13 protein-coding genes are annotated in these 13,288 nt (G+C 52.0%); 9 read left to right on the top strand and 4 right to left on the bottom strand.

What is annotated here, in order from left to right; translation table 11 throughout:
* The first annotated feature begins 32 nt into the window (after window positions 1–32).
* From ACAW75_RS02770 to ACAW75_RS02790, 5 genes are all read left to right on the top strand, one after another.
* On the top strand, window positions 33–674 hold the full coding sequence (locus ACAW75_RS02770) for a CBS domain-containing protein (protein ID WP_370727144.1): 642 nt from the start codon (window positions 33–35) through the stop codon (window positions 672–674).
* 85 nt (window positions 675–759) lie between these two features.
* Window positions 760–1,635 carry an NAD kinase gene (locus ACAW75_RS02775; protein ID WP_370727145.1) on the top strand — a complete coding sequence of 292 codons (876 nt, stop codon included), beginning with the start codon at window positions 760–762 and terminating at the stop codon, window positions 1,633–1,635.
* A gap of 144 nt (window positions 1,636–1,779) precedes the next feature.
* Window positions 1,780–2,799 (top strand): DUF6089 family protein, encoded by a 1,020-nt coding sequence (locus tag ACAW75_RS02780; RefSeq protein WP_370727146.1) that lies wholly within the window; start codon window positions 1,780–1,782, stop codon window positions 2,797–2,799.
* 4 nt (window positions 2,800–2,803) lie between these two features.
* Window positions 2,804–3,490: a type IX secretion system protein PorG gene (porG, locus tag ACAW75_RS02785; protein ID WP_370727147.1), complete on the top strand. Its 687-nt coding sequence runs from the start codon at window positions 2,804–2,806 to the stop codon at window positions 3,488–3,490.
* Between the two features lie 52 nt (window positions 3,491–3,542).
* Window positions 3,543–4,358: a M23 family metallopeptidase gene (locus ACAW75_RS02790; RefSeq protein WP_370727148.1), complete on the top strand. Its 816-nt coding sequence runs from the start codon at window positions 3,543–3,545 to the stop codon at window positions 4,356–4,358.
* Window positions 4,359–4,432: 74 nt separating this feature from the next.
* On the opposite strand, the gene ACAW75_RS02795 is transcribed toward ACAW75_RS02790, so the two are convergent.
* The 4 genes from ACAW75_RS02795 to ACAW75_RS02810 form a co-directional block, all read right to left on the bottom strand.
* Window positions 4,433–4,636: a hypothetical protein gene (locus tag ACAW75_RS02795; RefSeq protein WP_370727149.1), complete on the bottom strand. Its 204-nt coding sequence runs from the start codon at window positions 4,634–4,636 to the stop codon at window positions 4,433–4,435.
* A 35-nt stretch (window positions 4,637–4,671) separates the two neighbouring features.
* Entirely contained in the window at window positions 4,672–6,168 is a 1,497-nt protein-coding gene (locus ACAW75_RS02800; RefSeq protein WP_370727150.1) for a CCA tRNA nucleotidyltransferase, read from the bottom strand.
* A 91-nt stretch (window positions 6,169–6,259) separates the two neighbouring features.
* Complete coding sequence (locus ACAW75_RS02805) at window positions 6,260–6,784, bottom strand: L-threonylcarbamoyladenylate synthase (RefSeq protein ID WP_370727151.1); 525 nt, start codon at window positions 6,782–6,784, stop codon at window positions 6,260–6,262.
* A gap of 61 nt (window positions 6,785–6,845) precedes the next feature.
* Window positions 6,846–8,477 carry a hypothetical protein gene (locus tag ACAW75_RS02810; RefSeq protein WP_370727152.1) on the bottom strand — a complete coding sequence of 544 codons (1,632 nt, stop codon included), beginning with the start codon at window positions 8,475–8,477 and terminating at the stop codon, window positions 6,846–6,848.
* A 157-nt stretch (window positions 8,478–8,634) separates the two neighbouring features.
* Between ACAW75_RS02810 and argS the strand changes: the two genes are divergently transcribed.
* From argS to ACAW75_RS02830, 4 genes are all read left to right on the top strand, one after another.
* Complete coding sequence (gene argS, locus ACAW75_RS02815; RefSeq protein WP_370727153.1) at window positions 8,635–10,437, top strand: arginine--tRNA ligase; 1,803 nt, start codon at window positions 8,635–8,637, stop codon at window positions 10,435–10,437.
* A gap of 105 nt (window positions 10,438–10,542) precedes the next feature.
* Window positions 10,543–11,163: a glutathione peroxidase gene (locus ACAW75_RS02820; RefSeq protein ID WP_370727154.1), complete on the top strand. Its 621-nt coding sequence runs from the start codon at window positions 10,543–10,545 to the stop codon at window positions 11,161–11,163.
* Between the two features lie 56 nt (window positions 11,164–11,219).
* Window positions 11,220–12,113 (top strand): 1,4-dihydroxy-2-naphthoate polyprenyltransferase, encoded by an 894-nt coding sequence (locus tag ACAW75_RS02825; protein ID WP_370727155.1) that lies wholly within the window; start codon window positions 11,220–11,222, stop codon window positions 12,111–12,113.
* 33 nt (window positions 12,114–12,146) lie between these two features.
* Window positions 12,147–13,271 (top strand): efflux RND transporter periplasmic adaptor subunit, encoded by a 1,125-nt coding sequence (locus ACAW75_RS02830; protein ID WP_370727156.1) that lies wholly within the window; start codon window positions 12,147–12,149, stop codon window positions 13,269–13,271.
* Window positions 13,272–13,288 lie beyond the last annotated feature (17 nt).

Consider the following 13,288-nt stretch of genomic DNA (forward strand, 5'->3'; position numbering starts at 1 on the left):
TTAGTATGCTTGCTGTTGAACTTATCGACCCTATGATTCCCGCGCTTAAGCCGGGCGACTCAGTTGCTGAAGCCCTGGACTGGATGCAGGAGCAGCATCTGACACAGCTGACAGTGGTTGATAATAGCCAGTATCTGGGCATCGTAAGCGAAGATCTGTTGCTAAACATTCCGGATGATGAACGCCCGATCAGCGAAGTGATGCGCCTGGCCGAAAAGGTGTTTGCCACAGAGAATCAGCATTTGCTGGAATTGATCGCCTTGACGACCGAACATCGCCTCGATGTATTGGCTATCGTCAATGAAGAGAATGAATGCATCGGATCGGTAGGTACAACCGACTTATTGCGGCAGTTCTCACGGGAGCTCGGTATCCAGGAATCCGGCGCGATTCTGGTGCTGGCCCTGGATGAGCACGACTATTCGATGGCCGAGATCAGCCGCCTGATCGAAACAAACAATGTCAAGATCATCAGCAGTTATTATAGCAGCCCAGGGTACGGCCTGACAGAACGCGCCCGCTTGACGCTCAAATTGAACCGAAGAGAAATCACGTCGGTAGTGTCTACGCTCGAACGCTTTGGGTACACCATCGATGCTGCCTTTGCCAGTACACCGATTGACAGTTTGGATCAGGAACGGCTTAATGCGCTTATGCGCTTTTTGAATACATAATTCTGATGTACGTTGCTTGTTGCGTTGCCCGATGATCAGGTAAGGGATTGCAGGCTTCTATAAACGGCGTACGACTTATTTTTTCATGAAAATCGCCATTCACGGACGCACTTTCCAGGAGGCAGCCCGACCCTTCGTGCAGTCGATGTTCGATACGCTGGCGGCACGCGGTGCTGAAATTCAACTATCTGAAACGTATCGTCAGTTTTTAGAATCGGCTGGAATTTCGCATCATAGTCAGCAGACGTATCACACGCCATCAGAGCTATTCGACGCTGATTTTGCGTTTAGCCTTGGCGGCGATGGTACATTGCTCGACGTTGTGTCGCACGTTGCTCCCCGGCAAATTCCAATCGTTGGTATCAATATTGGGCGGCTTGGCTTTCTGGCCACGGTGTCGCCGGGGGGGATCCAGTTCATGCTGCACGCCCTGATCCATAAAAAATATACGATCGACGAGCGTTCGTTAGTCAGTGTACAGGCTGATACCGATATTTTCGATGGCATTCCGTTTGGCCTGAACGACTTCACCATCACCCGAACCCAGAGTTCATCGATGATTACGGTCCATACGTACCTGGACGGTGAATTTCTGAATTCGTACTGGGCAGATGGCATCATCATCTCAACACCGAGTGGATCAACCGGTTACTCGCTCAGTTGTGGGGGGCCAGTCTTGCTGCCCCAGACAAATAATTTCATTATCACGCCCATCAGTCCGCACAACCTCAACGTTCGCCCGATGGTCATCATGGATTCCTGCAAACTATCTTTCGAGGTGGAAAGCCGGAGTGGCAACTTTCTGGTAGCGCTGGATTCCCGCTCAAAGACAGTGGATGCGACCACTAAACTTCATGTTCAACGCGAGCGTTTTTCGGCAAGGCTGGTAAAGCTCAGTGACGATAATTTTTTAAATACGCTCCGTAGTAAACTGAACTGGGGCTTCGATGTACGGAATTGAGCATCCGTAGAAAAGTTTTGTACAGGCCAATATTTTAATCGGCAGGCCGTTTTCAAAGCAGACCACTGATACTGGAGTCCTACACTCAGCTGGAGGTCGGTGGTCTTGTGACAGGCAAACCGATTTTATTTCGTAATCAATTCCATGACATATAGACCCATTTTTACGCTGGGGATTCTGTCGGCACTGCTGGTAGGCGGAAGCAGACACGAGGGGTACGCGCAGCGTCGATCGAATCCCCATTTTTTGCCCTATTCTGAAGTCGGTTTTGGGGCAGGTACGTCGACCTATTTTGGTGAACTCGCTGGCTATGGACAACCCTTAAAGTCACTGTTCACCCTGCCCAGATGGAATGCCGGTGTTATGTACACGCGTCATTTCACCCCCCGACTTGGTGTTCGCGCTTCGTTTACCTGGGCCCGTATCACGGGTGACGATTACACGTATGCAAAAGGAAATCCGGTAGAATATGCCGCTCAGTTTGCCCGTAATCTTCATTTCAGGAATGACCTGAAAGAATTTGCCCTGACCGGGATCTACGATTTTATTCCCGGCGGACGTACCCCTCGTGATCGCCCCAAGCTAACGCCCTATGCCTTGCTGGGGATCGCGCTGGTGGCACACAATCCTAAAGCCCTCACCGGTCGAGTGGCACCGGGGCAACCCGACAGCACTCAGCGTTGGGTTGCGCTGCAACCGTTAGGCACAGAGGGTCAGGGGCAACCCGGATACGCCAAGCCCTATTCGCTGGTCACTATTTCAATTCCAGTGGGCATTGGCGTACGGTATAAACTCAACGAAAACTGGAATCTCGCCGCAGAAGTGCGCATGACGCCAACGTTCTCCGATTACCTGGATGATGTAGGGGGGGGCTATCCGAACCCGGCTGATCTGGCGACGCCGCTGGCCAGGGCGTTTTCGAACCGTGCCTTTGCTACCGATGCCAGTGGGAACACGGTGATTAAAGAACTGTATGCCGCCCGCACAGGCGATAGTCGGCAGGCGGGTCTAAATCAAATAGCGTCAGCGGGAATCAGCCCCGACGCGTTGACTGAACGGGGCGGGACGAGTGCCCGCATTCCGTTAAAAGATTCGTATCTGCTGACAAGCTTCCAGATACACTATATCATTCCGGCAAAGATCAAATGCCCGCCGATTCGCTAACTCTGTGACTATACAACTCAAAGGCAGGTTGGCCCGGCTCGCTGCAGTTGGGCTTTTTCTCAGCCCACTGCTGGGCGTAAGTCAGAAGATAGAGGTGGGGGGCGCCTTTGGCGGCCTGCTGTACACTGGCGACGTAGCTCCGGTGCTCAATCCCAAGTTTGTTCGGCCAGGAGGAGGGCTCTTTTTTAGGTATCACCCCAGCCGTTCCTTTGCGGCGCGGGCACAGGTGTCGCTGGGCCGGATCATCGGTACTGACAGCATCACAACAGATGTATTTCAACAGGCGCGTGGGGCGGCTTTCAGAAACACAATTCGTGAAGTGGCCTTACTGGGTGAATATAAGTTTCGGAATTATACGCCGCTCCGAAACGTAAAAAACTGGACACCTTACGTATTTGGCGGCCTGGCCGTTTTTTCGCACGGACTCAGACAGCCGGGGGATAAGCCCGTCGAGATCGCCTTTCCGCTGGGTGTTGGCGTGAAGTACGAGATAGCCCAGCCCTGGAGCATTGGCCTGGAATACACCACCCGATTCACCACAACAGATAATCTGGACGGCTTGGGGACGCCGAAGCCAGGCGCTCCTAAACTCAACCAAAGTGATCCCGATCGAAAAGACCACTATACAATGATTTTCCTGACAGTCAGTTATACGTTCTATCGGGTGTTCTGTCCGCCGGGAAGTAACTGACAACGTAGCTGCCTGCCGACTATTCCTTATTTTTGGCAAAAAGTTATCCGTTTTGCTGACAATTTCGACCTCTGCCTATCTACTCAGGCGATTCTTTAGCGTAGTCGTTGCCTTGCTCCTGGGTGGGCTTAATATGGCTTCTTCGCAGGTGCCGCTCACCGAAAATCCGGAGCCAACGACCTACAGCTACTGTCAGCAGTTCAATACACTGTACATCAAAATCCGTGAGGAGAGCATTCTGCCCGACTCTGCCCGGGCCGCCTTCAGCCGGACGATGCTGGGTCTACGCACTCATTTTAGGGCAAACGAAGATTTTCCTGCCGACACGACGACAGAAGCAGGCCGGGGCCGTCAGGTGCTGTGGTTTCCATTGAAGGGCTATTCAGCGAGCGCTATTGGCGGTACACACGGAGAGGGCTATCGAGGCAATGGGTTCGACCTGTTCGATTATAATGTGCGGGGGAGCCACCCCGCCCAGGACATTTTTATCCGGGATCAGAATCAGGATTCCGTCGACGATCGGAATGGAAAGCCTGTCGATGTCCTATCGATGTCAGATGGGCTGGTTGTGGCGATGGAAACCGGCTGGACGCCTGCCCAGGAATATCGGGGCGGGAACTGGATCTGGGTGTACGACCCCGTAAGGAACGGCCTGTTTTATTACGCGCACAACAACGTGGTCATCGTCGCGATGGGTGACTGGGTACGTGCCGGCCAGAAAATTGCGGAAGTGGGCCGTACAGGGTTAAACGCCTATAAGCCCCGTTCGCCGACCCACCTACACCTGATGTATCTGCAGCTTCAGGCCAACGGGTTGCCACTCCCGCAAAATACCTACAACTGGCTGCTGGCCGCCAAAAAAGAGTAGCGTTCATCCATACTGAAGGCAGGACAATGGCTTTGCTCAGGTACGTTCCATCGCGAAGCCATTGTACGTTGGCACTATGAATTGTTGATCAGGTTGATACCCGACAGAAAGAAGATCAGCCCAACAATGAAAGGGGCTGCGGCGGCACCACGCGACACCTCAAGACCCAGGGTTGGTTTTCCATTCGAGAGAAAGGCAACGCAGGCGAATAGAATGACAACAGACCCCAGGATAGTCAGGCCAGCTCCGAATGAGCGACGAAAGTTATTTTTTTCCATAATGGTTGCAAGAAACAAACAAAACTAGGTACTCGTCAACTGACGATATTGTTTACAGGCTCAGGTACGTATTTTATCACGGGTAATCCACGTTTTTGGCCCTCGGCAATCATATAGGGATACGCCACGTCGTATCGATTTGGAATCAGCCCCTCAATGATCGCTTCACGGACGGCTACTTTGATTTCGCCCACCTCGCGCGACGGTTTTAGGCCGAATGTTTCCATGATCAGTTCGCCCGTGATAATTGGCTGAAAATTGCGGAGTTGATCCCTCGCTTCCAGATCGTGCAGTTTCTGCTCTACCTGATCGAAACGACTGAGGTGCCGTTGCACTTTATCATGGTTTTTGGAAGTAATGTCGGCCCGGCAGAGGGTCAGCAGCAGCTCAAGGTCAGGTCCGGCATCGAACAGGAGGCGACGAAGTGCCGAATCGGTAATACTTTCTTTAACAAGCGGTATCGGCCGCATATGTAGCCGAACGAGCTTCTGCACCTGCTTCATATGCTCGTTGAGCGGGAGCTTCAACCGCCGAAAAAGGTTCGGCACAAGCCGGGCACCCACTTCTTCATGCCCGTGAAATGTCCAGCCAACCCGTTTATCAAATCGTTTTGTTTGCGTTTTGGCAATATCGTGCAGGATTGCTGACCAGCGTAACCACAGATCGTCGCTCCTGCGGGCAACGTTATCCAGCACCTGAAGAGTGTGAAAGAAGTTGTCTTTATGCCCTTTTCCATCAACCGTTTCCACGCCTTTTAGCGCTACTAATTCGGGCAGTATCAGCTCTAACAACCCGGCGTGATACAGTAATTTAAAGCCGTAGGAGGGCGTTGGGGCCAGAATGATCTTATTCAATTCATCGATGATGCGCTCCATCGACACAATGCCCAGCCGCTCCTTCATGCGGATAATGCTGTCGAAGGTGTCAGGATCAATGTCGAAGTTGAGTTGAGTGGCGAACCGAATGGCGCGCATCATCCGAAGCGGGTCGTCGGAGAAAGTCAGGTCCGGGGCAAGTGGCGTGCGGATAAGGCGGCGTTTAAGATCACTAAGCCCGCCGAACGGGTCAATCAGCTCCCCATACGCCGCGCCAGGTACGTTGCCTGTGCCTGTTGCGGTATCGGTCTGGTTGAGGCTGATGCTCATGGCGTTGATCGTCAGGTCACGCCGGTTCTGATCGTCGGCCAGGCTGCCATCTTCAACAATGGGTTTACGCGAGTCGGCCCGGTATGACTCTTTTCTGGCCCCAACGAATTCAACCTCAATGTATCCATCTACCGGATCATCTAGACGAAGCATAGCCGTACCAAAATTCTGGAACACCGCCACTGGCACACCCGCCGCCTTACCAACTGCTTCGGCCAGCGCAATGCCGCTGCCCAGGCAAACGATATCAATATCGTTCGATGGCCGTTTCAGCACCAGATCACGAACGTACCCACCCACCACAAAAGCAGGTATGTGCAGTGTACGGGCCGACTCGGCAATGCGGGCAAAGACAGGCTTGGTCGCTAAGAAATCTGCAAAATTCATAGACTAAAAGTGGCAACGGCAATAGATGACACGCTATTGCCATTGCCACGGAAAAATGGAGCAGTACACGGTTAATAGGTCGGATGACTGCTTATTTTCGGAGAAATTCAATTTCGCCGCCCATGCCCAGCCGAAGTATCCGGGGTTTACGAAAGTTGCGGGATGCTTCGCCGAGGGTGTGGCTGACTACTTTACGGGCCGCGTCGGGCAGCGCAAAACTTTCGAAAGGCAAGGTAAGGAGCGCCTTCCCAAAGCCACCGAGTAGAAACTGGACGTCTTCGTTCAGCGATTTGCGAATAGCGATCTCGCTCTCACCCACACCTGAAGCCACGTTTTTACCTTTCTGGAAGAGCACAGTGAGTGGAATGTCCGTGAATTCGACCAGGTCAAAGGCTACGTCGGGCATTTTCTGCACATACATCACTACCTGGTCCGTGTTTCTGGCCAACACGGTCAGTTCATACGGGTTCTTTGTCGCTGCCTTCAACGCAATTAGTTGCTCGACAGCGCTTTCGTTCTGCGGATCGGCGGCTACCGACCAGCCAGTTTCGTCGGCAATACCGAGGAGTTGACCTTGGCGAAGAGCAAAGATCAGTTCGCGATTATTGGGTATCATAAGCTACAAGAACCCACAATTGTGGGGCTCGGTTCCGCCCTGCTCCAGGAGCACCGACCGGTCAGTGGTCTCTGATCGCTGCTTTTTTCGTCGACTGCTTCTGTGATTTTTCGGGTCCCTCGTCTGGCTTAACTGTGCTGTGAACCAGCTTGTTGACATAGAACAACTCACGGCTCTCACTCGAAAACCCTCGTTCTGGTACTAATTTCTGGTAACCCGTGGCCAAAAAATAGGAGCCATACCAGGCTATCAGCCGTTCATCGGCCGCCGCCTGTACTTTTTCGCGCTCAGAACCAGCCATGATTTTCAGGGCTTCATCAGTCACCCGCATGGAGTCGCGACCGATCACGGCCGTGGAAACCTCGCTATCCTGTTCATAGGCCATCAATAAGTGCTCGCCCAGGGCAGCGACCTCCACTTTTTGGATCGGGTTATCGTCAGTTAAATCATCAATAGGCAGGCAATTATCCCACAGTAGGTTTCCTTGCCGGTCAAACTCACAGACGAACGTGTGTGTGTAGCGATAGCCATCAGAATACATCTGGCTGGTACTTGGTGCGATGGCTGGTGTTTGCCTGGAGCGAATGGGTTGACTTGACGCAGAGCGCCACGATCGCGAGGTGGGGGAAGAAATAGCCCCCCGATACTGCGGATAATACACTTCAGCTACTAACCGCAGCCCGTTTTGAGTAGGAATCAGATCATGAACCAGCAGCCGATACCTGAATTTGTATTCCTTACCCAACCGTTTCTGTTCGGCGAGGCGAGCCTGCATCTTCAGTTGCCGTTTAGGCTTCAGGTAATTGAAAAAGTTTTTCAGTCCCGAAAAATCAACGTACCTGATTGCCTCGCCCCGGTCGGTGGTAACGGTTAGCTTGCCGGTTTCGTTGTGGCGAATTCGCGTAATGAAAATTCCCTGCGAATAAGGCGTGCAGTCGGTTGAATAGTTTCCAACCAACAGAGACTCATCGGTGCTTATGGGTAAGATCTTGCCTGAGATCAGGCTGTATTGCGTACCACCATATTCAATAACCCGCAACGGTTTGCCATCCGGCGAATAGGAGCGAAGGGTGAAATGACATTCTTTTTTCAGGGTATGGGTCACTATATGGATCTCCTGTCTGAACTCGTCGACTTCCATACTTCCCAATTCAACGTTGTTGATGTAGAGCCCCTGGAATATCTTGATGCTGCCATCAAACAGGGAATAAGCCATGACAACGGGTCTGGCCCGGTAATATCCCGCCAGGTAAGCAACATTGCCCATCACCTTAAAGTCGATCAGGCTCAGGCTCGAGGGCAGTTTGCCTGTATACGTATCCAGCGTACCGTCATCAAGGTTTAGGCGGGCCAGGCTGAAGTTGTCGGTGTCTGTTTCAGTAGCCAGGTAAAAGACGTACCTGGCGTTGTCGAAGGCCAGATGGGGCGTAAAGTTTTCGGCCAGTGTGTACTCCACTTTCCAGCGGGCCTTGAGGGTCGTATCCACGCGGGTAAACGTGTAGGTATGCGGTTTGCGGCTGTAGTCATCATGCTTATGGTAGGTCAATAAAGCACCTTGTTCGCCTAATGGAAGAACGTGATAGTCCTCATCGGCATTATCGTCGATGGGGTAATCGGCCCGGAGCACAGGCACCAGTTGGGCCAGGCTATATGGGGTGGTGAACAGCAGAAAAAGCAACAGAAACAAACGCATAGACAATGTGCACCGACATCGCTAGAAAATGGTCGGCTACACCGAAAGCTACATCTTCCGGCTGAATTGCCCAAATGCGTAGCCCTTTCGTACTTTTGTGGTCGATACACTACCGCATCGACGGATCGTTTCGGCCCAGTATAGCGGCCACATAGCAATGGATTTACAGGCAGACTTAAAAGCGGCTATTCAACAGGCCATCCAGACCCTTTACGCCAGTTCAGCAGGCGATATAGCCCTTCAGGCCACTAAAAAAGAATTTGAAGGCACCTATACCTATGTGTTCTTTCCACTGGTAAAAACATTGAGAAAATCGCCGGCTGAGATTGGCCAGGCCCTGGGGAACTGGTTGCAGGAACAGGCGCCGGTGGTACGCAGTTTCAACGTAGTGCAGGGCTTTCTGAACATTAGTCTGTCAGATGCTGCCTATGTACACTCGCTCAATGGCATAGCGGCACAGCCCGACTTTGGCGTTGCGCCGCCCAATGGCCAGTCGGTAATGGTTGAATTCTCGTCGCCCAACACCAACAAACCGCTTCATCTGGGGCATCTGCGAAACAACTTCCTTGGTGACTCCATCAGCCGGATCCTATCGGCCAATGGATTTGCCGTCACGAAAGCCTGTCTCGTCAATGACCGGGGCATTCATATTTGCAAGTCGATGCTGGCGTACCAGAAATACGGGCAGCAGGAAGATGGTACCTTCGAAACCCCCGCTTCATCGGGCCTGAAAGGGGATCACCTGATCGGCAAATATTATGTCTTGTTTGATAAAGCGTATAAAGCGGAAGTACATGCGCTGGTTGCCAATGGCACTGCGCAGGATGTAGCCGAGAAGAAAGCACCCCTGATGCAGGAAGCGCAGGCCATGCTCCGAAAGTGGGAACAGGGTGACAGTGACACTGTTGCGCTCTGGGAGCAGATGAATAGCTGGGTATATGCTGGTTTTGCTGATACCTACAAACGCATCGGTGTCAGCTTTGACAAGACCTATTACGAGTCGAACACGTACCTGCTTGGCAAAGACGTGGTTGAAGAAGGGTTGGCCAGTGGCGTTTTCTATCAGAAAGATGATAACTCGGTATGGATCGACCTGACCGAAGACGGTCTTGATCAGAAACTGGTGCTCCGTGGTGATGGAACATCCGTCTATATCACGCAGGATTTAGGAACAACGGATTTGAAATTCAGCGACTTTCATTCCGACCGGTCGATATGGGTAGTCGGTAACGAACAGGACTATCACTTCAAGGTCTTGTTTGCCATCATGAAACGGCTGGGCCGCTCCTATGCTGATGGCTGCTACCATCTCAGCTATGGGATGGTCGACTTGCCCTCTGGAAAAATGAAATCACGGGAAGGTACCGTCGTTGATGCCGATGATCTGGTAAAGGAGGTGACACAGGTGGCTGCCAACGCCGCTGACCAGGCTGCAAAAGGGAAACTCGACGAATTTTCGGAGACCGAGAAAATAGAGTTGTTCCGAATGATCGGGCTGGGTGCCCTGAAATATTACCTGCTGAAAGTAGACCCGCAAAAGCGGATGCTCTTTAACCCGGAAGAGTCGGTGGATGTGCATGGTCATACGGGGCCGTTTATTCAATACACCCATGCCCGAATCCGGTCTGTTTTACGAAAGGCCCAGGAAGCTGGTCTGGCAACCAACGATCTTGCCGATGTGCAGGTGGCGCTACATGAAACGGAGCGGGAAGTTATTGTTTGGCTAGGGCAGTTCCCGCAACGGGTGAAAGAAGCTGGCGATCAGTTTGCCCCTTCGTTGATCGCTCAGTATATGTACGATCTGGCAAAAGCGTATAACAGACTCTTTGCCGAGGTATCGATATTGTCAGAGCCTGACCCGGTTAAAACACAGTTCCGCTTAACACTCTCGACCCAGGTGGCTGAAACTATACGGAAGGGGATGGGTTTACTGGGTATCGACGTACCCGAAAAAATGTAAAGATCAGTCTGTTATCGCCTAGTTTGACTGGTAGACTAGTACAGTTCATGCCCTTCGATAGGGAACCAGCCGTATCTTGCGTTCTTCCATTACTACAAACCAATTATGCGTACTTCATCAAAAATCGGCCTGGCACTCGTTGCGGTCGTTACCCTGGTAGTCACTATGTCTTTCTCCCGATTAGTAAAACACGTATTCAGCGATAAATCCGCTGCGTTTGAAGCGCCGGCGACCCTGGAAAAGGCGCCTGCAAAATCCCTCTACGACTTCACTATGAAGAGCCTGGACGGCAAGTCGGTGGCACTTAGCCAGTTTAAGGGCAAAAAGGTGGTCATTCTCAACACAGCTTCCGAATGTGGTTATACGCCACAGTATGCCGATTGGGAGGCTTTCTACAAGGCGCATAAAGATAAGGTCGTTGTTCTGGGTTTTCCAGCCAACAACTTTGGCGGGCAAGAGCCGGGCAGCAGTGAGCAAATTGCGACGTTCTGCCAGAAAAATTATGGGGTGACCTTTCCGCTCTTCGAAAAGATTGATGTCGTTGGCGAAAAACAGGCACCCTTGTACAAGTGGCTCACCACAAAAAGCCTGAATGGCTGGAACGAGGAGGCGCCTGGCTGGAATTTCTGCAAATACGTTGTCGACGAAAATGGCAAGTTAACGCACTTTTTTGCCTCAAAAGTGAAACCTGGCGATGAGGCCTTCAAAAAAGCGGTTGGTATTTAACATAAAATCAGCACTCACGTCCTTCGTGCTGATCCGATCATTTTTTGACCATTCGAATGAAAGCTTGGATTGCTGCGGCCCGCCCGCGAACGCTTCCGCTGGCGCTGGCCAGTATTATTCTGGGTAGCTTTCTAGCCGCTTCGGCAGGTCGGTTTAGCTGGCTTACCTTCACGCTGGCAGCACTAACGACTATTTTCTTACAAGTGCTCTCCAATTTTGCCAACGATTATGGCGATGCTGTATCCGGTAAGGATACACCAGATCGGGTAGGGCCGCGTCGGGCAGTTGCCACCGGCGATCTAACCAAAGAGGCCATGTTTCGGGCTATTCTGCTCACCGGCACATTATCGCTGGTGTCAGGCATCTGGTTATTGATCGAGGCCACCCGTGAGGCTGGTGCCTGGTTATTTTGGGTATTCCTGCTCCTCGGATTGCTTTGTATTGCGGCAGCGGTTGCTTACACCAACGGGAAACGGCCATATGGCTACGCTGGCTATGGTGACATTGCCGTATTACTGTTCTTCGGGTGGGTAGGCGTACTGGGTACGTATTTTCTGCATACCCAGTCGCTGGGTACGTTGCTGCTACTACCTGCCAGTGCGGTTGGGTTGTTTGCGACAGGCGTACTGACTATCAATAACATTCGTGATATGGAGACCGATGCCAAAACGGGCAAACAGTCTATTCCGGTCCGCCTGGGCCGGACAAACGCTGTTCGGTACCATTGGGCCTTATTACTTGGTGGAATGGGGTGTGCGCTGGCCTATTCCATGTTAACTGCGCAAAGCTGGACTGCCTACATCTATCTAGTATCGTTTCCACTTTTTGTGCTGAACGGCCGGGCTGTAGCAAGCCATACCAATCCGGCTGAATTGAATCCACGATTGGGCCAGTTAGCCTTATCGACCTTATTGTTCGTTCTGTTGTTTGGGCTGGGCGTACTACTTTAAGCACTGATCTCATCTATAACCTCAACTTATATTTTGAAACGCTGGATTGCAATTAGTCTCGTCGTGGTGGTCCTGGGGGGCCTCATTGTGTACAATAAAATTCTGAATCCGTCGCCGGGTGCGGGTGGACCTGGTGGTGGTGGTGGTGGCGCACCTGCCGCGGGCGGTGGTAGTGCCGGGGGGAAAGGCGGAAAAGGGGGTGCCGCTGGTGCTGGTGGCCCAACATCGGTGAATGGTTATATCGTTAAACCAACAGTCATTGCCAATGCTGTAGTAGCTACAGGTTCGCTGGTGGCAAACGAACAGGTAGATATTTTTCCTGAGATCAGTGGCCGAATCGTTGAACTGAATATTCGGGAAGGACAACCCGTTGCCAAGGGCGCTTTACTACTAAAATTATACGACGGCGATCTACAGGCCCAGTTGCAGAAATTCAGAGTCGTTGAAGAAAACGCCCGGCGTACAGAGGAGCGTAACAAACAATTACTACAGCGTGGCGGTATCAGCCAGCAGGAGTACGATATCATTGTTACCAACCTGAAAGGGGCTCTCGCTGACATTGACCTAACGAAAGCGTCGCTTCGGCGAACCGAGATTCGCGCTCCATTCGCTGGGGTGATTGGGATTCGCAACGTAAGTCCGGGGGCGGTTGTTACACCGCAGACACTGATTGCCCGGTTGCAGCAACTGAATCCAATGAAGCTGGATTTCACCGTCCCGGAGCGGTACAGCTCGTCGGTACGGAGTGGTGAACGGGTTAACTTCACGCTGGATGGTGTTCAAAGCAGCTTTAGCGGACAGATTTACGCGGTTGAGCCAGATGTAGACGTAGAAACGCGCAGCCTGCGTATCCGCGCCAGAGTCGCCAATACGAGCCGTGATCTTCGGCCTGGTGCATTTGCAAAGGTTAATCTTGTGTTCCGTGAAGACCAGGCACTGACCGTGCCGTCTCAGGCGTTACTTCCTCAAACGCGGGGTAAACAGCTGGTGATTGTGCGGAACGGGAAAGCGACCTTTGTTGAGGTGCAGACGGGCATTCGGGATAAGAGTAATATTCAGATCACAAAAGGACTCAGTCCCGGTGATACCGTGGTCACAACTGGTTTGTTGTTTGTAAAGAAAGACGGACCTGTTAAAGTGGTAAAAATCAGCAGCTAGCCCTGTAAACTCAACTG

Origin of the sequence: Fibrella arboris (assembly GCF_041321095.1) — a bacterium.
Taxonomy (GTDB): Bacteria; Bacteroidota; Bacteroidia; order Cytophagales; family Spirosomataceae; genus Fibrella; species Fibrella arboris.